The organism is Enterobacter sp. ODB01, from assembly GCF_001623605.1.
GTDB classification, from domain to species: domain Bacteria; phylum Pseudomonadota; class Gammaproteobacteria; order Enterobacterales; family Enterobacteriaceae; genus Enterobacter; species Enterobacter kobei.
Genome location: NZ_CP015227.1, coordinates 3,696,673 through 3,715,897, shown reverse-complemented (window position 1 = coordinate 3,715,897; position 19,225 = coordinate 3,696,673). Strand labels below are relative to the sequence as shown.

Here is a 19,225-nt window from a genome sequence, read left to right as displayed (position 1 = left end):
AGCGGGTGGTCTTTCTTCTCTTCATTACCGCAAGTTTTCTCTGCGGCGATCACACAAGTTAAAAAACATAATTGCGTTGTGAAAAAACATAATAGCACCGTTGAGGGTATTTGGTGGAAATGGCTGTGCTCGATATTTGGGTATTCACTTTTATAATCAGGATGGATTCTATGCAATTAAAGAAAACGGTAATTCTGATAAGCGCATTCTATTCCGGCGCACTTTTGGCGGCACAACCCTCAATGAACGTGGAAGAAAAGCTGGCGCAACTGGAAGCGCAAATTCAGGAGCTTAAACAGCAGCAGGCCGCCGCGACGCAGGCTGCGCCAGCCGTTGTGGTGCAGTCGGAAGAGCCGGTGAGCAAAACCGCTCCGCCAAAACTGACGCTCTCAGGGTTTGGTGATATTAAATTTTACGGTGATGTGGAATTTAATATGGATGCCGCCAGTAAAACGGGTAGCCTCACGTCTGTTAAGCAAAGTGCTAATAGTGACTGGGCGCCGGGCGATAAAGAACGCTGGGATATTAACGGACGTATTTTATTAGGCTTTGATGGTTATCGTAAAATGGATAACGGCAATTTTGCCGGATTCTCCGTCCAGCCGCTCGGCGACCACGCCGGGCAAATGTACCTGGATGATGCGGTATTCTTCTTTGGCACTGAGAATGACTGGGAAATAAAAGTCGGACGCTTTGAGGCCTATGACATGTTCCCGCTCAACCAGGATACGTTTGTGGAATACTCCGGGAATACCGCAGACGATCTCTACAGCGACGGCTACGGCTATATCTATATGCTGAAGGAGGGGCGTGGGCGAACCGACAGCGGGGGCAACTTCCTGATGAACAAGACGCTGGATAACTGGTATTTTGAGCTGAATACCCTGTTCAAAGACGGCAGCGATTTGTATGTCGACCAGCGTTATCACGGTGCAGAACTTGAGAACGACAAAAATGTGGCCTACGTGCGCCCGGTCATCTCTTGGCAGAATGGACCGTTTTCCAGCGCGGTTGCTATGGAGACCAACCTGGTCAACAACGCTTATGGCTATCGCGATGACGCCGGACGCTGGATAGATCAGTCAGAGCGAACGGGCTACGGGTTCACGATGACCTGGGACGGGCTCAAAACCGATCCGGAAAACGGAGTGGTCATGAATCTCAACACGGCTTATCTGGACGCGACGGGCGAAACCGACTTTACCTCAGCTATTAATGCCCTCTGGCGTAATTTTGAGTTGGGTTACATCTATGCCCATAACGAAATCGACGAGTTTAATACCTCAACGTTTGACGCAGAGTGTGAAAACGACTGCTGGATAACCGACCCGGGCGAGTATGACATCCATACTATTCATACCTCGTACCTGATCCCGAACGTCATGAAGATGAAAAACTTCAACATCTATCTGGGCGCGTATGCGTCATGGGTCAATGCATCCCCGAAAGAGGGTGACAATAAAAATGACGAGCGCTACGGTGGTCGCGTGCGCTTTAAATACTATTTCTGATGTCCTGTCAGTCGGTCAGACCTCTTCCGGGGTCTGGCTGACTTCCCGAAGCGTGCCCGGCGCATGGCCGATGATGCGCTTAAATGCCCGGCTAAACGCCGCCAGAGACCCGTAACCGAGCCGCAGCGCGACGGTTTCAATCGGTTGATTTTCATGGCGAATATACTGAATAGCCAGTCGCATTCTGAGCTCGCTGAGATATTTTGCCGGCGTCGTCCCCGTCGCCGCCAGAAACCGTTCAGCGAACACGGAGCGGGAGGTGCCCGCTTCTTTCGCCAGATCCGCCACGCTCCAGTTCAGGCCCGGCTGCTGGTGCATGGCGTAGATGGCCCGGCTCAGACGCGGATCGCGTAAGACCTGCACCCAGCCCGTCGCTTTACCACAGCCTGCTTCAACCCAGCCCCGAACAATCAATGCCGCCACCACGTCAGCCAGACGGGCGAGGATCCCGGCAAACCCGACCTGACGCGTCATGGACTCGCGCTCCATCGCGGCCAGTAGCGGATGAATTTCCGGCCAGGTGGACATCAACCGGCTGACCATCATCACTTCCGGCATCGCTTTGATCAGCGGCTGCATGCCGCCCAGCTCAAAATCCATACACCCGCTAAAGATGATGGTGTTTTCGCTCTCCGGGCAGGGCTCACAGGTAATGGCACAGACCGAGCTACAGATGGGCTCGCTGGGGAAAGCGTTGACTGGAGTGATGGTTGCCTTTTCGTCAGAGAGCAGGGCATGGGCATTACCGCCAGGAATAAACAGCGCATCGCCGCTGCTCAGTTCGAAGGTTGCACCGCTGTCCATTCGCAGCAGGGCGTTGCCGTGGCTCACAAAATGGAACTGCGCCTTGCCCGGTGCCTGATGGAACGCGACGCCAAACGGTGCACTGGCTTCAATCCGGCGGTATTTCACCCCCGACAGACGCATGCCGCGTAAAAGTTCGCTGATCAAATCGGGTGACTGTGCGGTCATGGCGTAACTCCGGACGAATAATCAATAAGTGGAGATTATATGTCATAGATCGTCCAGGGTGAACCCTCTATGCTTTTGCGACAGTTGTCACACTTTTATAACGGGAGATCAACAGATGAATGCATGTGTCGAGGCGAGAGAGGCCGTCGCGCCTGCCAAACCCGCCTGGCGAGCCGTCTATTCACTGGGGCTGGGGGTTTTTGGTTTGATAACGGCGGAGTTCCTGCCCGCCAGTTTGCTGACGCCGATGGCCGCGAGCCTGGGCGTCAGTGAGGGGATGGCCGGGCAGGCCGTGACCGCCACTGCGCTGGTGGCGTTAGTCACCGGACTGCTGATCACCCCGGCGACCCGGAAAATCGATCGTCGCTGGGTATTGATGTTTTTCTCCGTGCTGCAAATTATCTCCAGCCTGCTGGTAGCCTTTGCGCCCACTCTGCACGTTCTGCTGATGGGGCGTCTGCTGTTAGGGGTTGCCATCGGTGGGTTCTGGGCGATGTCGACGGCCACAACAATGCGTCTGGTTCCGGCGGACAAAGTGCCGAAAGCGCTGGCGGTGATCTTCTCCAGCGTGTCGATCGCCACCGTGGTCGCGGCCCCGCTGGGGAGCTATCTGGGAAGCCTGATCGGCTGGCGCAACGTCTTTATTCTCTGCATTCTGCCGAGCATGCTGGCGCTGCTGTGGCAGATCTGGGTGCTGCCGTCCATGAAGCCAGAGAGTAGCGGTAGCCTTGGCACATTGTTCCGCGTGCTGCGCCGTCCTGGCATGATTGGCGGCATGCTGGCGACCATTCTGATCTTTAGCGGCCATTTCGCCTTCTTTACCTACCTGCGCCCGTTCCTTGAAACCGTCGGACAGGCAAATGTTGAAACCATTTCGCTGATCCTGCTGGGCTTCGGGCTTGCCAACTTTGTCGGCACCTCCATTGCCGGGCATCTGCTGGCCCGTAATCTGCGCCTGACGCTGGCCCTCGTGCCATTCGGCATGGGCATACTCGCGCTGATGATGGTGGCGTTTGGTCATCTGGCGATGCTGGACGGATTACTGGTGGCGCTGTGGGGCTTTGCGTTCGGTCTGGTGCCGGTAGGCTGGTCAACCTGGCTTGCCACCACCGTTCCGGATGAAGCCGAAAGTGCCGGAGGGCTGCTGGTGGCGTCCATTCAGCTGGCGATTAGCGCTGGCGCGGCCGGGGGCGGGGTGGTGTTTGACCTCAACGGGGCCAGCGGCGTGTTTGCCGGAAGTGGTTTCCTGCTGGTGACGGCGATGGTCATTGTATTTATGGGCGTGAAGGTCAAAGCGGCGTGATTTTATGCCGGGTGGGTGCTTATCCCACCCGGCTTGAGGCTTACAGCCCTTTTTTATCCATCAGCACCGCCAGGTCCACCAGGCGGTTGGAGAATCCCCACTCGTTGTCATACCACGCCAGGATCTTCACCATGTTCCCGCCAATCACCAGCGTGGAAAGCCCGTCGATAATGGAGGAGCGCGGATCGCCCTGATAATCGCTGGAAACCAGCGGTTCATCGCTATACCCCAGAATGTCTTTCAGTGGCCCACTGGCTGCCGCACTGCGGAATGCGTCATTCACCTCTTCGGCAGTCACGTTACGGCTCAGGGTGACCGTCAAATCGACAATCGATACCACCGGAACCGGCACGCGCAGGGAATAACCGGTCAGCTTACCATCCAGAGAGGGGATGACTTTGCCGAGCGCTTTTGCAGCGCCGCTGGAGTAGGGCACAATCGACAGCGCCGCCGCGCGTGCACCGCGCAGATCTTTTTCCGGCTGATCGTGCAGTGCCTGGCTGTTGGTATAGGCATGCGTGGTATTCATCAGGCCATGCTCAATCCCGAACTGCTGATGCAATACCTGCGCGGCCGGAGCCAGACCGTTCGTGGTACAACTCCCGTTACTCACGACAACGTGCTGAGCCGGGTCATAGCGATCGTGGTTCACGCCCATGACGACGGTCAGATCGTCGTTCTTGCCGGGCGCGGAGATGATGACGCGCTTTGCACCACCGTGCGTGACGTGCACCGCAGCTTTTTCCCGCTCGGTAAAGAAGCCGGTGGCTTCAATTACCACATCCACGCCAGCTTCACGCCACGGAATATTTGCCGGATCGCGTTCGCTAAACACCACGATCCGCTGGCCATCAACCTGCAATGCGCCGTCAGCCGCTTCAACCGGTGCGGGCAATTTACCCAGAAGGGAATCGTGTTTCAGCAGGTGGGCGAGGGTTTTGCTGTCCGTCAGATCGTTAATGGCCACAATCTGAAGATCCGGGTTACCCAGTGCTGCGCGCAGGAAATTACGTCCGATACGGCCGAAACCGTTAATACCGACCTTAACCATGGTGCACTCCTTATCTCTGTTGTCTGGAGTCACTGTAGGCGTCAGGCTGATTGGCGTAAACGACAAAAAAGGATCAGATTAGGCCATCTTGCGACAGTGGAAGCGCTGGCGGTACTCGCCCGGGGTAAGGTGGAGCTGTTTCTCAAACACGCGGCGCAGGTTAATGCTGGTGCCAAACCCGCTTTGCTCAGCAATGCGCTCAAGGGAATCACGGGTTTGCTCAAGCAGCTGTCTGGCGGCGGCCAGGCGCGCTTCGGTCACGTAGCGGGCAGGTGGAACGCCTGCGTCCCGGGTAAAGACCCGGGTGAAATTGCGCGGGCTCATCGCCGCTTTCTCGGCCAGATTTTCTACGCACAGGTCGGCAGTGAGGTTCTGTAGTATCCAGGCCTGCAGGTCGCTTATTGGCCCAGACGCGCCGGACGGCTGCAGGCTATAGCGGCTAAACTGCAGCTGACCGCCGGGCCGGCGCAGGTACATCACCATATCCTGCGCCACGTCGCGGGCGAGGGTGAAACCATAGTCATCCTCCACCAGCGCCAGAGTGAGATCAAACCCCGAGCTCACGCCGCCGGAGGTCCAGACGGGACCATCCTGAATATACAGTGGACCGCCTTCGACGCGGATAGCCGGATACTGGGTTTGCATGGTCTCCAGCAACCGCCAGTGGGTGGTTGCGCGACGACCATCCAGCAGGCCGCTCTGGGCCAGCAGCATCGCGCCGCCGCAAATGGAGGCTATCCGCCGGGCATGCGGCGCAGCAAGGTGCAGCCAGTCCACCACCGCCGTGCTCTCCTGCTCGTTCATCCCGCGTCCGGTGATGATAATGGTGTCCAGCGGTTCACGCGGATCAAGTTCAGGCAGACGATAATCCGCCAGCAGATTCAGGCCGGACTGACCGTGGATCACCTGGTGCGGCTGCGTGGTGGCGATAATAATGCGGTAGCGGGGGTGCGCAAGCCCTTCCGGGTGCAGCCGGTTAGCCTGCATCAGAATGTCGGCGATGCCGGCGGCTTCAAACAGCATGCCGCCGTCAGGGACGATAATTAAGATCTTCTTCATGTCCTGAAAAGTACCTTTATGACAGAATAAGTCAAGCCGCGCGTGGGCCTCTGTTTCTGGCAAAGCAAAGCGATTTAAGTTCTTTGTCATTTCAGACGTTATCCCCGATCGTCAGGGTAGTGTCTCTGGCGAAACGGCGTCTGAAGGAATGGGTAAACGAAGATCTCTCTATTTGCATCCGCAACAGCGCGATCGCATCCACCATCTTGCATCAGGATTTCTGTGGCGAAGCGAATTGCCCACATGGCTGCTGATCCTGACGATTTACGCTGGCTGGTTTACCACGCTGACGTTCTGGCAAACGCTCGGCCTGCTGCCCGCCACGCTGCTGCTTATCTGGTTTACCGCCTGGTACATGTCCCTGCAGCATGAGTTGATCCACGGGCATCCCACGCGTTTTGCCTGGCTTAACCAGCTGTTTGGCACGCTCCCGCTGGCGGTCTGGTATCCCTATGGCCTGTACCGGGATTCCCATCTGGCGCATCATCGTCACGACAGTCTGACCATCCCGGTGGATGACCCGGAGTCGTACTATTTTACAGAGGCGAGCTGGGCGCGCTTTTCCCCCTGGCAGAAGCGCATGATCCAGGCCCGCAATACCTTCTGCGGGCGGATAGTGCTGGCACCGCTGCTGGATATTTTGCAGACGCTGGGGATCGCCGTGGCGGCCTTTCGTCAGCGTCAACGGCGGGCGATGGCGATGTGGCTGGTTCACGCTGTGCTTCTGGCGGCGCTTTTCACCTGGATGACGCATAACGGCTTTTCACCCGTCTGGTTTGTGCTGGCGGTAAGCTATCCGGCGCTGGCGCTGACCAAGGTCCGTTCCTTTTACGAACATCGCGCGGCGGACGATCCGCTGGCGCGTTCCGTCATTAACGAGGCTGGGCTATTCTGGCGGGTACTGTTTTTAAATCTCAACTACCATTCCATTCACCACGATTTACCGGGCGTTCCCTGGTATGGGTTACAGACGATCTACCACCAAAACCGCGAGGCGTACCGGCAGCGTAACCACGGTTTTGTAGTCAGGGGCTATGGCGAATGGCTACGCCAGTTCTCGACCCGGCCAGTGGCGGTCACCGTTCACCCCGGAAAACAAGAGGAAAGATATGAGTAACCTGCTGGCGTTTCCCATGTATGCCGTGGATCGCGCCGACACTCGCGCGCTCTGGCTGGCGGTACAACAACGTCTGGCCGACCGGGGCGTGTACGTTGAGCGTGTCCCCCGCTGGCCCGAATCGGACCTGCTGAACCACTGGCAGCAGCCGGCGCTGATTCTCAGCCAGACCTGCGGCTACCCGCTGGTCACGCAGCTCCCGGAGGTGCAGGTGGTGGGCTGTTTTCACTACACGGCAGCGGGATGCGAAGGGAGCCACTACCGCAGCGTTCTGGTGACGCGCTCGGAGGATCGGCCTCTTTCGCTGGCGGATTTTCGCGGACGCCGGGCGGTCTGTAATTCTCCTGACTCGCAGTCCGGCTATCACGCGCTGCGAAAAAAAGTGGCACCGTGGGTGACCCGCGCCCCTTTCTTTTCGCAAACATCATTCAGCGGCAGCCACCGTCAGTCGCTGATTGACGTCAAACGTGGGAAGGGTGATATCGCCGCTATCGACTGTGTCACCTGGGCACTCCTGCAGCGTCATGAGCCGGAAGCGTTGGCGGGTCTGACGGTGATTGACCAAACTCCGCTAACGCCGGGCCTGCCCTTAATCACGTCGCCTCATACACCTCCTGACACGCTTAACGCCATCCGCGATGCGCTTCACGCGCTGGTAACCGTCCCGGAGCACCGGGCGGTCTGTGATGCGGTGCTGATCGGCGGGTTTAGCGTGGTCACGCGCCAGGCTTATGCGTTATTGTCCGCATGATAAATCTCCTGCGCGTCGGTAAAACAGCGCAGCGCCAGGGAGGAGAGGGGTTTTTGCCTGCGCATTATCAGGCCGATGGGCGCCTCAATGTTCGCGTCGGCGATGGGGACAATCCTGAAATGGTTGTTTAGCGCCTCAAGCCCGTTGTTCAGCGGCATCACGGCGCAGCAAACGCCGCTCTGAACCGCCTGAATGATCTGGAACGTAGAGTCGCTCTCGAAAACGGATCTGGGTTCGATTCCGGCGGCGGCAAAGCTGGCCTCCATATGCGCCCGGTAATGCATCCCTTTTGTCAGGAACCCCAGCGGAAAATCCGTCAGGTCCTGCCAGGTCAGCGGCGTCGGGTCCAGCTGGAAATGACGAATATCATGCAGCAGGCCCATCTTCGTCTCAGGCAACTGAATAATGTCAAACAGGCTGGTATCGATGCTGTTGAGATAGCAAATACCCAGCTCCAGCTGGTTGCGGCTGACGCCATCGGCAATGTGTGCAGAGGACATGGAATAGAGGCTGTAGGTCAGCTCCGGGTATTTTTGCGTCAGCTGGCGGATAAAGATCATCGGATCGACGCTCGCCAGCGGAACCATCCCCAGGCGTAATTCACCCACCACCTGGCCTTTGCACAGCGCGGCTTCCGCCTGTAGTCCGTCGTGAGCGGCAAGCAGAGCACGCGCCCACGCCAGGATCCGTTCGCCCTCTGGCGTAAAACCCTCAAAGCGCTGCCCGCGCGCAATCAGCACCAGACCGAGCTCCTCTTCCAGGTTGCGGATGCGCATGGAGAGGGTCGGCTGGGTGATGTTGCACTGCGAGGCCGCTTTACCAAAATGGCGGGTCTCGTCGAGCGCAATTAAGTATTTTAACTGTTTAATATCCATGGATGACTCTTCGCGAACAGCCTTACAGCATGCGGATCTCTTTCGAGCGCAGGATGATGCGAACCGGAACGGATTTGTAAGACGGTGTACCGCTGTCCTTATCCAGATAATCGAGCGGCACCAGCACGTTGGCCTCCGGGTAATAAGCCCCGACTGAACCCCGCGCGATGTGGTATGCCACTACGGTAATGTCTTCCAGACGCTGAACGCTGCCGGGCAGGGCGGTTTCGATATCCACGCGGTCGCCGTGTTCCAGCCCTGACAGGGCCATATCCTCTTCGTTCATAAACAGCACGTCGCGGCGGCCAAACACGCCACGGTAGCGGTCGTCCAGAGCATAAATGGTGGTGTTGTACTGATCGTGGCTGCGCAGCGTAATCAGACGCAGAACATGCTCGCCTTCACCGCTGGCGTTCTCGTGTACTCCGTCGAATACGGAGAACATCGCTTTTCCCGTCGCCGTTGGCCAGACGCGTTTCGTTGGGGGAAGCGGCATACGGAAGCCGCCCGGAATACGGATCCGCGCATTGTAGTCCTCAAAGCCCGGGATGGTCTGCTCGATCAGATCGCGGATACGGTCGTAATCTTCAACCAGCGTCATCCAGTCCACGCGGGTCTCCTGCAGGGTGGCTTTCGCCATGCCGGCGACGATGGCGGGTTCTGAACGGAGTAACGGTGAGGCGGGTTTGAGCTTGCCGGACGAGGCGTGCACCATCGACATGGAGTCTTCGACGGTGATGGACTGACGACCGGTGGCCTGAACATCCAGCTCGGTACGGCCAAGGCACGGGAAAATAAACGTCTCTTTACCCACCAGCAGATGGGTACGGTTCAGCTTAGTACCAACGTGAACACTCAAATCAAGGTTACCCATTGCCGGGAAGCCGTTCTCGTGGTCGGGCATCGCGACGGCAAAGTTACCGCCGAGGCAGATAAGCGCTTTCGCCCGACCGTCGATCATGGCCTGGGTCGCCTGCACCGCATCATGCCCATGGTGAGAAGGGGGCTCAAAGCCAAACACCTCTTTCAGACGGTTCAGGAAGGCCGGGGTGGGCTTCTCGCTAATCCCGACGGTACGGTTCCCCTGAACGTTAGAGTGGCCGCGAAGAGGGCATATTCCCGCACCGGGCTTGCCGATATTTCCGCGCAGAAGCAACACATCAGCGATCAGCCGGACGTTTGCCGTGCCTTTATTATGCTGGGTAATCCCCATCCCGTAGGTAATGATGGTGGCGTTGGATTTCGCATAGGCCTCGGCCACCTTTTTGAGCGCAGCCTGGCTGAGCCCGGACTCGCGCTCAATGTCATCCCAGCGCGTCTGCGCGATGTCGGCGGCAAAGTCATCAAAGCCCTGGGTGTGTTCTGCGATAAACGTGTGGTCGAGCACGTTACCGCGTTCGGCCTCCATTTCCAGCAGGTGTTTGGCCATACCTTTCAGCGCGGCGGCATCGCCTCCGGCCTTCACCTGGAAGTAGGTCGAGGCGATGTCCGTTGAGCTATAGGTTGCCATTTCAATGACGCTTTGCGGGTCAGCAAAACGTTCCAGGGCGCGCTCGCGTAACGGGTTAAAGACGATAATCGGCACGTTGCGTCGCGCCAGCTCATGAAGCGTACCCATCATCCGCGGATGGTTCGTGCCGGGGTTATGGCCGATGGAGATCACCAGCTCGGTGTTATCGAAGTCGTCCAGTGAGACGGTGCCTTTCCCGATCCCGATGGAGCGGGGTAGACCGACGCTGGTGGCCTCGTGACACATATTCGAGCAGTCGGGGAAGTTATTGGTGCCGTATTCGCGTGCAAACAGCTGGAACAGATACGCCGCTTCATTAGAGGCTCGCCCGGAGGTATAGAACTCGACCTGGTCCGGTTCAAGCTCGCGCAACACCTCGCCGATACGTTGAAAAGCCTCGTCCCACTCAACCGGTTTGAACGTGTCGCTTGCCCGGTCATAGCGCAGAGGATGCGTCAGACGACCATACCCTTCCAGCTCAAAGTCAGATTTAGCCAGCAGAGAAGAGACGGTGTTTTCCGCCAGGAACGCGGGGGTAACGCGTTTGCTGGTGGCTTCCCAGGTTACCGCTTTGGCGCCGTTCTCACAAAACTGGAAGGTCGATTTGTGTTCTTTATCGGGCCACGCGCAGCCCGGGCAGTCAAAACCATCAGGCTGGTTGGTGCGCAGCAGCGTGGCGGGGGCATCAAAGGTATCCATCTGGGTTCGTACCGCAATGGCTGTCGCTTTTAGCGCACCCCAGCCGCCGGCAGGGCCATCATAGTGTCTGATACCGGGAACTGAGCGTCTTTTCTTGTTCATACCTACTCCTGACTTGTTCGGTCATACCGCGCATGCGCCCGCCAATCCACTGAAAAGGGCAATAAGTTAAAGCAATGAGGGCCGGGTGGGGAAGTGCTCGCGACGCAACATAATTGCTTATCTTAAATACTATTTATTACAGCGGGTTACTTACGGGCGGCTTAAATATTTAAAGAAATTATAACGTTTTTTTATCATTTTAATAATAAATTATATCTATCATCCAGTAGGTGGGATAGATAGCGGTGGGCGAGGAAGGATGTAGCACTGATAAAATTTCGAATGAAGGCTCAGGTCGATGAGAAACAGAAATGCCACGGCTGGCAGGGGGTATAGCACCTTCAGGATTAAAATAGGGACCTGAATGTTTATTCTGGCTTAATGATTAATGGCTGTTTTGAAGTCTTATGCGGTAATTATTACAGCGTGAAATATATAGTTATTTTGAGCAGTAAAATTAACGCCCGCGTCATAAGTGAAATAGGCGTCCTGCGAGCGGGCAGTACGGTTAATATTAAAGATACCCTGTTAGTGCAACAAATAATTCATCGGCGATATATTGTTTTGACATCACCAATAGGAGAATTCTACTAATTATGGTAGTGGCGATAATAGCTTTATTGCGTTAATGAAAGTCGTTCTCTTTTGTGTTTTTTATTTTTACAACAATAACTTACGTCTGTGTGTGGAGTGAAAATAAGTGAAAGTAGGCCATGTCGGGTTTTTTTTATCAGATAAATCCTATAATGTTTCGACTGCTTCATTAACCGCCACTTACGTAGCGGTAAATATTGAATTGATGCGAAGCTCATGTAAACTTGTTTACCGTTTGTCAAAATATGTCAGGAAGACGCTGGGCCTTATTCTGAAAGGTTCGTGCGGTAGCTATGCCCTCAAAATAGTAACACCCCGAAATTATCCTGACTATTTTAACAATAGCACCTAAGTCAAATTTCATCCCCTTATCTCCATTATCGAAATATCGCTACGGAAAAGCATATGAAAATGCGCGTACTGTTTTCACTTCTGTTTGTCATGGCGGTGGCGGGCTGTAAAGCGCCACAGAAACCTGCAATCAACGACGACACGATCGTGACCAGTCAGGTCAACGGTGTCACCTTAACGCACCGTCACGCCGTGTTGCCGCCGACGGAATTCACTCCGCTCAACGAGCCTTATCGTGCCATGTATCCGGCTTCCCTGATGAGCCGTCCTGACTTTGGCGGAAAGGTTATCCGTACGCTGGAAACTGGAAAAACCTACGTGGTGCTGGGTCAGGTTGAACACTACTGGATGGCGCTTGCCGATGAGGGTAATGACCAGCTGATTGGTTACGTCCCGATGCGTGCAGTTATCAAAGCCGACCAGTATGAAGCGACCGTCCGTAAACAGGCCATTCGTCCTAAGGCGCGTAAAAAAGCGACCTGCGTTGATGTCGATGGCAACAGCAAAGCCTGCAAAGACAGCGCTAACGGTACCTGGATCCTGAACTAAACGGCTTTCGTGGGCGTATTTTTATGAATAATAAAAATTTTCATAAGCTGTGGTTGGTCTTTTACGCGGCGGTTTTCGCCCTTGTGAGTGGTTGTACGTCGTCTTCACACAGCGACCCCTCCCGCTACAATCTGCAGTTTCAGGCTCATCCACAAATCAATGATTCTGCGCCGCTTAAAGTCCGTGTGCTGTTGTTGAAATCCGATGCGGATTTCATGTCCAGCGACTTCTATTCCCTGCAGAACAACGCGTCAGCAACCCTTGGCGCGAATCTGCTGAACAGCGATGTGTTCTTCCTGATGCCGGGACAGCTGTCGAAAACCCTCAGCGGTCAGAGCGATCCCGAGGCTCGCTACATCGGCGTGATGGCGGAATATCAGAAGCTGGATGGTAAAAAATGGCGCGTGTCTCTCCCTCTGCCTGTGCCAGGCGAAAATCATATCTACCAGTTCTGGAAATGGTCCGCGGATGAACTCCAGGCCAACGTTTTTCTCGACGTAAATGGCATTCGGGTCATCAGCCAGTAACGCGCTTCACAACAGGAAACACATCATCATGACGAAAGCAGAAAAGGTCGTCTGGACCGAAGGCATGTTCCTGCGTCCACACCATTTTCAGCGGACTGAAAGTTATCTGCTCAACCACGTTCGTGAATGGGGTGCGTTGCAGCGTTCCTATCTTTGGGGCTTTCTTGATGTTGAACTCGACGAAGCGATGCTTCGTCAGGGATGCATTGCCCTGAGCTACTGCAGTGGGCTTCTGCCAGACGGGACTTTCTTCCAGGTACGCAACGGACGCAATGGTCCTGTGCCGCTTAAAATCCCTGACAATCTCACCAACGAAAAGGTGGTGCTCGCACTGCCGGTACGTCGTGGCGAGCGGGAAGAGGTGATCTTCAGCGAAGAACCGGCCTCGCTGGCGCGCTTCATCGCGTTCGAGCAAGAGGTCGAAGACGACAACGCCATGTCGGTGGGGGATGCCACCGTACAGTTTGGCCGCCTGCGCCTGACGCTGATGCTGGAAAAAGATCTCACGGCAGAATGGACCGCCATCGGCGTGGCGTTTGTCACTGAAAAACGCCACGACAACCACGTCCGGCTCGATAACAGCTACATCCCGCCGATGCTGAACGCCAATAACAGTCCGCAGATCTACAGCATGATTAACGATCTGCACGGCTTACTGGTGCAGCGCAGCCAGCAGATCGGCGGCCGTCTGCGCCAGCCTGGCCGTTTTAACACCTCGGAACTGATTGAATTTACGTTACTGTCGCTGGTGAACCGTCATCTTGGCGAGGTTTCGCATTTAAAAACGCTGCCGCTGCTGCACCCGGAAACCCTCTGGCGCAGCTGGATGCCGTTTGCGTCCGAGCTTGCCACCTGGACCCCACAACGGACCACGGAGAGCGTGCTGCCGGTCTACGATCACGACGATCTGGCGAACTGCTTCAGTAAGCTGATGCTGATGCTGCGTCAGGGGCTGTCGCTGGTGATGGAAGACCACGCTATTCAGCTGCCGCTTAACGAGCGCTCGCATGGTCTTAACATTGCCACCGTTCCTGAAACCAGCATGGTACGCGAGTTTGGCTTCGTGCTGGCCGTCAAAGCGAATGTGCCTGGCGAACACCTGCAAACCCATTTCCCTGCGCAGATGAAAATCGCGCCGGTGTCGAAAATCCGCGATCTGGTCCAGCTTCAGCTGCCGGGCATTATGCTGCGCGCCATGCCGGTCGCGCCGCCGCAGATCCCGTGGCATGCAGGCTACAGCTATTTCGAGCTGGAGAAGGGCAGCGAGCTGTGGCACGAGATGGATAAGTCCGGCGCCTTCGCCCTGCACCTGGCAGGGGAGTTCCCGGGGCTGGATATGGAGTTTTGGGCCATCCGTAGCCCGACAGAATAATAAAGCGAGCGCTTAATATGCAGGAACGACAGGATACCGGCAGTGATGCCGCGTTTACCGGAGCCAGTAGCAACAATCAGCTGGTGGCGGCCGCTAATCCGCTGCTCAATGCGATTCCGCAGATCCGTCATTCGGTTTCACATGACGATCAGGTGGCGTTACGCCAGCGCCTGATCGATGAGATTCGCCGTTTTGAAGTCCGCTGTCAGCAGGCGGGGCTACCCTACGAAGTGATCGTCGGGGCGCGTTACTGCCTTTGCACGGCGCTGGATGAGGCCGCTGCGCTTACCCCCTGGGGCAGCAGCGGCGTCTGGTCAAGCAATGGCCTGCTGGTGACGTTCCATAACGAAACCTGGGGCGGCGAGAAGTTTTTCCAGCTGCTGGCGCGTCTGTCGCAGAACCCGCGCGAACATATCCTGCTGCTGGAGATGATCAACTACTGCCTGCTGCTCGGTTTCGAAGGGCGTTACCGTGTGCTGGACAATGGTCGCACCCAGCTTGAGACCATCAAGCAGCGGCTGTGGCAGATGATTCGCGGCGTGCGGGGCAGCTATCCGCCACCGCTGTCTCCCCACCCGGAAGATCGCCCGGTGCTGCGTAAGCTGTGGCGGCCGATGGTTCCCCTGTGGGCCTGCGTGGCGCTGGCCGGGTTTATCGCCTGCCTGTTTTATATCGTCCTTAACTGGCGTCTTGGCGATAACACCAGTCCGGTCCTGGCGAAGATTTATCAGTCCCAGCTGCCGGAAACCACCATTCAGCAACCGGCCCGTCAGTTACCCGCTGTGCTAAACCTGCGCGGCTTCCTGAAGCCTGAAATCGAGGCAGGTCTGGTCGCGGTAAAAGATGAAGCGGATCGCAGCGTCGTTATCCTGAAAGGAGACGGGCTGTTTGCCTCCGCCTCGACGGTGGTGCGTGACCGTTATGAACCGGTTGTTAACCGCATTGCGCAGGCGATGAACAACGTCAGCGGCAAAATTCTGGTGGTGGGATACAGCGACAACGTTCCAATCCGCAGCGCGCGCTTCGCTTCCAACTACGAGCTTTCTCTGGAACGCGCCCGCTCGGTACAGAAAATGCTGCAAGGAAGCCTCTCTCAGCCAGACCGCGTGAAAGCGGAAGGGCGGGGTGAGATTAACCCGGTAGCACCGAACACGACGCCGGAAAACCGCGCCCGTAACCGCCGTGTGGAAATTACTCTGCTGGTGTCGCCTGAAAACACTCAGGCTGAGCTGAACGGATTGCCGCAAGGAAACTAAGGATGCTGACTACACTTCTTTCCATTCTGACCAACCGCATTCTGTGGAGCTTCCTGGGCGTAACCGCGCTTGCGGCGGTGATCTGGATGATTGGTCCGCTGTTGTCCATTGTGGATACCCGACCCCTGGAATCTGAACAGAACCGCATTATCAGTATTGCTGTGGTCTATCTGCTCTGGGCGCAGGGACACATTCTGCCGCGTCTTTATAACGCCTGGCTGAACCGCAAGCTGATGGACAAGCTCAACGAGAACACCACCAGCCCGGAAGCGGCGGATCCGCAGAAACGCCTGAACAGCGAGGAGCAAATCCTTGCCAGCCGTTTCGATGAAGCCGCGCAGATGCTCAAAAAAGCGCACTTCAGCAAAGCAGGACAGGGCGCCCAGTGGACGCAACGCTTCAGCACGCAATACCTGTATCAACTGCCGTGGTACGTCATTATTGGCGCACCGGGCTCCGGTAAAACCACGGCGCTGGTTAACTCCGGACTGCAATTCCCGCTGGCTGACCGTTTCGGTAAGACCGCACTGCGGGGTATCGGCGGTACGCGCAACTGCGACTGGTGGTTCACCAACGAGGCTGTTCTGCTCGACACGGCGGGCCGCTATACCACGCAAGAAAGCGAGCAGGTGCAGGACGCCGGTGAATGGCTGCAGTTCATGGGGTTACTGCGTAAGTACCGTCGTCGTCAGCCGATCAACGGCGTCATTGTCACCATCAGCATCTCTGATCTGCTCACCCAGTCTGCGGAGGCGTCACGCCAGCAGGCGGTGAATCTGCGCCAGCGTCTTTCTGAACTGCATGAGCAGCTGGGTATCCGCTTCCCGGTGTACGTGATGGTCACCAAAGCTGACCTGCTCAAAGGCTTCCGTGCGTGGTTTGCCGACTACGACAAAGCGCAGCGGGACCAGATTTGGGGCTTTACGCTGCCGTGGGAGCAGACTAAACACGCCGATTACGACCTGATGGGCAACTTCCAGCAAGAGTTCTCGCTCTTGCAGCAGCGCCTCGATGCCGGGCTGCCGGAAACCATGCTGAAAGAGCATGACGCGAAAACCCGTGCTGAAGCGTATCTCTTCCCGCAGGAGTTCGCCGCATTGCGTCCCCTGCTGGCGGATTACCTGAGCACGGTCTTCGCCCGCTCCAACTTTGAAACCGAGTTCTCTCCACGTGGGATCTACTTTGCCAGCGGCACCCAGGAAGGGATGCCGTTTGACCGCGTAATGGGCGAACTGAACCGTGCGCTCTCTCTGCCGGAAGGGGGAGAGAGTGATAACTGGGATTCGGTAAGTAAAGACGCGCCGATCCCTGGGGCGAAAGGCCAAAGCTTCTTTATTAAAAACCTGCTGCAAAACGTCATTTTCCAGGAAGCCGGCATTGCCGGAGAAAACCGCTGGTGGGAACTGCGTAACCGGGCGGTGATCTGGTCCGGCTATGCGGCGCTGCTGGCCCTGCTGGTGATACTCGGCGGACTGTGGCTGACCAGCTATGCCAAAAATAAGGCCTATCTGGAAGAGGTGGATGCGAAGGTGCCGCTGCTGGATCAGCAGAGCAAAGCCTTGCAGAACCAGCCGCAGCGCGATCTGTTCGATCTGCTGCCGCTGATGAATGGTCTGGTTGATCTGCCAAAAAGCGATGCGTTTGATGTAAACGATCCGCCGGTTTCCAGTCGCATGGGGCTCTACCGCGGAGATGACGTCAGCGATGCCTCTCAGTCTCTGTACCAGAAAGCGCTGGATCAGCTGCTCTTGCCAGCGGTCGCCATGCACATCACCACCTGGCTTCGCAACGATAATGGCAGCGACGTGGAGTACAGCTATGAAGCGCTGAAAGCCTATCAGATGCTTTACCAGCCGAAGCACTACGACGGCAAATTCCTGCATTCATGGGTGATGCTCAATCTGCAGCGTAACCTGCCGCAGAACGTGACGAAAGCGCAGCTGCAACAGCTTGAATGGCACCTGACGCAGTTGCTGGAGCCGAAAATTCAGGCTTCGCCGTACGCGCAGGACGCGTCCTTGGTGGCGCGTGAACGCGCGCTGATCAATCAGCAGCCGTTATCCACTCGCGTGTATGGTCGTCTTAAGCGTCTGCTGGAGCATGATGAAAACCTTAAGCCGGTCTCCCTTTCCGACCTGGGCGGACCGCAGAGCGAGCTGGTGTTTTCACGCAAAAGCGGCAAGTCGGTAAGCGACGGCGTGCCGGGTCTTTATACGCCAGACGGTTACTGGAAAAGCTTTAACAGCCAGATCGACAGCGTGACCACCGCACTGCATGAAGACGACGCCTGGGTGTTGGGCGCCGCGACGGCGCAGGAGGATAAACAGCAGATCGACAACGCCGTGCGTCAGCTCTACATGCGCGACTTTATCGCTACCTGGGATCGCTTTCTCGCCGACATTCAGCTTAACAACAGCGCCGATCTTTCCCAGCGCATCAACACAGCGCGTCTGCTCTCAGGCGCAAACTCACCCCTGCGCCGTCTGGTGCAGAACCTGAGCCAGGTGCTGACGCTGTCGCGCGATACGCCAGCCCCGGAAGACGCCGGTAAAGCGCAGGCGCAGAGCAACCGTGCCACCCGCACGCTGGAAGCGCTGTTCAGCAATAATGACACTGCCCCGACGCAGGCCGCTGCCGTTACCCAGGCCCCGGAACAGCTGGTGACGGACCACTACGCCCCGATGATTGAGCTGGCTCAGCCGCTGGAGAAGGGGGGCAAGACCATCGTCTTTGATGATTTTCTTAAGCAGGTGGATGAGCTTTATCGTTACCTGACCGCCGTACAGGATGCCGCCAACAGCGGCATGCCAGCGCCGGGCGGCGAGGCGATCAGCCGTCTGCAGGCCAGCGCCGGTCGTCTGCCGGGTGGGCTGCAAACCATGTTCAGCAATATGGCGGTGGGTGCCAGCAGCGATACCCAGCGCCGCGATCTGGAGAATGTGCGTAAGCGGATTAACGTCGAAGTGGGCGGGTTCTGCCGCCAGGCCATTGCCGGGCGTTATCCGCTGGTGCGTAGCGCCAGCACGGAAGTCACCCCAGACGACCTCGCCCGCATGTTTGCGCCTGGTACCGGGCTGATGGACACCTTCTTTCGCGACAACCTGACCAATAAAGTCGATACCACCCAGGCAAACTGGCGCTTTATGCCGGGCATCGACGGTAAAACGCTGCCGGGAAGTGAAGGGCTGCTGAGACCGTTCCAGCAGGCCCAGTCGATTCGCGACGCTTTCTTTGCGAATGGTGCCACCACGCCGTCTTTCAAGGTCACGGTACGCACCGTGCGAATGGATAACACCATCCTGAACCTGACGCTGGACGTTGACGGCCAGCTGCTGCGCTACAGCCACGGTCCGCAAGCCGTTCAAATCATGAACTGGCCGGGGCCGGGTGGCACCAACCAGGTCCGCATGCAGCTGGGGCTGGCTAACGGCAGCACAGCGACGCTGGTGACCAACGGCGCCTGGGCACTCAACCGCTTTTTCGACAAAGCGAGCACCAGCCCGGGCGCAGGTAGCCTGAGCCGTCAGGCCACCTTCAACGTCGACGGACATCAGGTCACGCTGGAGTTTGCGCCAAACAGCATTCGCAATCCGTTCCAGCTACCCCGTTTCTCATGCCCATAACCG

General features: G+C 56.9%; 14 protein-coding genes. 9 read left to right on the top strand and 5 right to left on the bottom strand.

All coding sequences use genetic code 11. The annotated features are described in order from the left end of the window. The first annotated feature begins 170 nt into the window (after positions 1 to 170). Positions 171 to 1,511, top strand: a complete 1,341-nt coding sequence (locus tag A4308_RS17605) for a carbohydrate porin (protein ID WP_063308690.1) — start codon at positions 171 to 173, stop codon at positions 1,509 to 1,511. A gap of 15 nt (positions 1,512 to 1,526) precedes the next feature. On the opposite strand, the gene A4308_RS17600 is transcribed toward A4308_RS17605, so the two are convergent. Next, complete coding sequence (locus tag A4308_RS17600) at positions 1,527 to 2,483, bottom strand: AraC family transcriptional regulator (RefSeq protein WP_023337412.1); 957 nt, start codon at positions 2,481 to 2,483, stop codon at positions 1,527 to 1,529. A gap of 115 nt (positions 2,484 to 2,598) precedes the next feature. Between A4308_RS17600 and A4308_RS17595 the strand changes: the two genes are divergently transcribed. Further along, a complete protein-coding gene (locus A4308_RS17595; RefSeq protein WP_014884246.1) occupies positions 2,599 to 3,786 on the top strand; it encodes an MFS transporter in 1,188 nt (395 codons plus the stop codon). Positions 3,787 to 3,826: 40 nt separating this feature from the next. Here A4308_RS17595 and gap read toward each other — a convergent pair whose 3' ends face one another. After that, the gene (gap, locus tag A4308_RS17590) at positions 3,827 to 4,837 is read right to left on the bottom strand and encodes a type I glyceraldehyde-3-phosphate dehydrogenase (RefSeq protein ID WP_023330621.1); all 1,011 of its coding nucleotides are present in this window, start codon (positions 4,835 to 4,837) and stop codon (positions 3,827 to 3,829) included. 78 nt (positions 4,838 to 4,915) lie between these two features. Beyond that, entirely contained in the window at positions 4,916 to 5,896 is a 981-nt protein-coding gene (locus A4308_RS17585) for a GlxA family transcriptional regulator (RefSeq protein ID WP_045134174.1), read from the bottom strand. Positions 5,897 to 6,044: 148 nt separating this feature from the next. Between A4308_RS17585 and A4308_RS17580 the strand changes: the two genes are divergently transcribed. Together A4308_RS17580 and A4308_RS17575 are read left to right on the top strand one after the other, a co-directional pair. Then, on the top strand, positions 6,045 to 7,013 hold the full coding sequence (locus A4308_RS17580) for a fatty acid desaturase (protein ID WP_045134173.1): 969 nt from the start codon (positions 6,045 to 6,047) through the stop codon (positions 7,011 to 7,013). Continuing rightward, positions 7,006 to 7,764 carry a phosphate/phosphite/phosphonate ABC transporter substrate-binding protein gene (locus tag A4308_RS17575; protein WP_045134172.1) on the top strand — a complete coding sequence of 253 codons (759 nt, stop codon included), beginning with the start codon at positions 7,006 to 7,008 and terminating at the stop codon, positions 7,762 to 7,764. Before A4308_RS17580 ends, A4308_RS17575 begins: the two co-directional genes overlap by 8 nt. On the opposite strand, the gene A4308_RS17570 is transcribed toward A4308_RS17575, so the two are convergent. Further along, positions 7,743 to 8,639 (bottom strand): LysR family transcriptional regulator, encoded by an 897-nt coding sequence (locus A4308_RS17570; protein ID WP_014884242.1) that lies wholly within the window; start codon positions 8,637 to 8,639, stop codon positions 7,743 to 7,745. The two genes, A4308_RS17575 and A4308_RS17570, sit on opposite strands and share 22 nt — an antisense overlap. 22 nt (positions 8,640 to 8,661) lie before the next feature. After that, the gene (locus A4308_RS17565) at positions 8,662 to 10,950 is read right to left on the bottom strand and encodes an FdhF/YdeP family oxidoreductase (protein ID WP_045134171.1); all 2,289 of its coding nucleotides are present in this window, start codon (positions 10,948 to 10,950) and stop codon (positions 8,662 to 8,664) included. Positions 10,951 to 11,949: 999 nt separating this feature from the next. Here A4308_RS17565 and A4308_RS17560 point away from each other — a divergent pair. The 5 genes from A4308_RS17560 to tssM are packed head-to-tail and all read left to right on the top strand — an operon-like array spanning position 11,950 to position 19,222. Next, positions 11,950 to 12,444: a hypothetical protein gene (locus A4308_RS17560; RefSeq protein ID WP_014884240.1), complete on the top strand. Its 495-nt coding sequence runs from the start codon at positions 11,950 to 11,952 to the stop codon at positions 12,442 to 12,444. Positions 12,445 to 12,467: 23 nt separating this feature from the next. Further along, the gene (tssJ, locus tag A4308_RS17555) at positions 12,468 to 12,971 is read left to right on the top strand and encodes a type VI secretion system lipoprotein TssJ (protein ID WP_014884239.1); all 504 of its coding nucleotides are present in this window, start codon (positions 12,468 to 12,470) and stop codon (positions 12,969 to 12,971) included. A 28-nt stretch (positions 12,972 to 12,999) separates the two neighbouring features. Beyond that, on the top strand, positions 13,000 to 14,343 hold the full coding sequence (gene tssK / locus A4308_RS17550) for a type VI secretion system baseplate subunit TssK (protein WP_045281202.1): 1,344 nt from the start codon (positions 13,000 to 13,002) through the stop codon (positions 14,341 to 14,343). A 17-nt stretch (positions 14,344 to 14,360) separates the two neighbouring features. Beyond that, positions 14,361 to 15,599 (top strand): DotU family type VI secretion system protein, encoded by a 1,239-nt coding sequence (locus tag A4308_RS17545; protein ID WP_014884237.1) that lies wholly within the window; start codon positions 14,361 to 14,363, stop codon positions 15,597 to 15,599. 2 nt (positions 15,600 to 15,601) lie between these two features. After that, positions 15,602 to 19,222 carry a type VI secretion system membrane subunit TssM gene (gene tssM / locus A4308_RS17540; protein WP_045281203.1) on the top strand — a complete coding sequence of 1,207 codons (3,621 nt, stop codon included), beginning with the start codon at positions 15,602 to 15,604 and terminating at the stop codon, positions 19,220 to 19,222. Positions 19,223 to 19,225: the final 3 nt, after the last annotated feature.

Excerpts from the sequence above, each read along its gene's own strand:
- A4308_RS17605 (WP_063308690.1), top strand. The coding sequence starts at position 171 with ATGCAATTAAAGAAAACGGTAATTCTGATAAGCGCATTCTATTCCGGC.
- A4308_RS17600 (WP_023337412.1), bottom strand. The coding sequence starts at position 2,483 with ATGACCGCACAGTCACCCGATTTGATCAGCGAACTTTTACGCGGCATG.
- A4308_RS17595 (WP_014884246.1), top strand. The coding sequence starts at position 2,599 with ATGAATGCATGTGTCGAGGCGAGAGAGGCCGTCGCGCCTGCCAAACCC.
- gap (WP_023330621.1), bottom strand. The coding sequence starts at position 4,837 with ATGGTTAAGGTCGGTATTAACGGTTTCGGCCGTATCGGACGTAATTTC.
- A4308_RS17585 (WP_045134174.1), bottom strand. The coding sequence starts at position 5,896 with ATGAAGAAGATCTTAATTATCGTCCCTGACGGCGGCATGCTGTTTGAA.
- A4308_RS17580 (WP_045134173.1), top strand. The coding sequence starts at position 6,045 with ATGGGTAAACGAAGATCTCTCTATTTGCATCCGCAACAGCGCGATCGC.
- A4308_RS17575 (WP_045134172.1), top strand. The coding sequence starts at position 7,006 with ATGAGTAACCTGCTGGCGTTTCCCATGTATGCCGTGGATCGCGCCGAC.
- A4308_RS17570 (WP_014884242.1), bottom strand. The coding sequence starts at position 8,639 with ATGGATATTAAACAGTTAAAATACTTAATTGCGCTCGACGAGACCCGC.
- A4308_RS17565 (WP_045134171.1), bottom strand. The coding sequence starts at position 10,950 with ATGAACAAGAAAAGACGCTCAGTTCCCGGTATCAGACACTATGATGGC.
- A4308_RS17560 (WP_014884240.1), top strand. The coding sequence starts at position 11,950 with ATGAAAATGCGCGTACTGTTTTCACTTCTGTTTGTCATGGCGGTGGCG.
- tssJ (WP_014884239.1), top strand. The coding sequence starts at position 12,468 with ATGAATAATAAAAATTTTCATAAGCTGTGGTTGGTCTTTTACGCGGCG.
- tssK (WP_045281202.1), top strand. The coding sequence starts at position 13,000 with ATGACGAAAGCAGAAAAGGTCGTCTGGACCGAAGGCATGTTCCTGCGT.
- A4308_RS17545 (WP_014884237.1), top strand. The coding sequence starts at position 14,361 with ATGCAGGAACGACAGGATACCGGCAGTGATGCCGCGTTTACCGGAGCC.
- tssM (WP_045281203.1), top strand. The coding sequence starts at position 15,602 with ATGCTGACTACACTTCTTTCCATTCTGACCAACCGCATTCTGTGGAGC.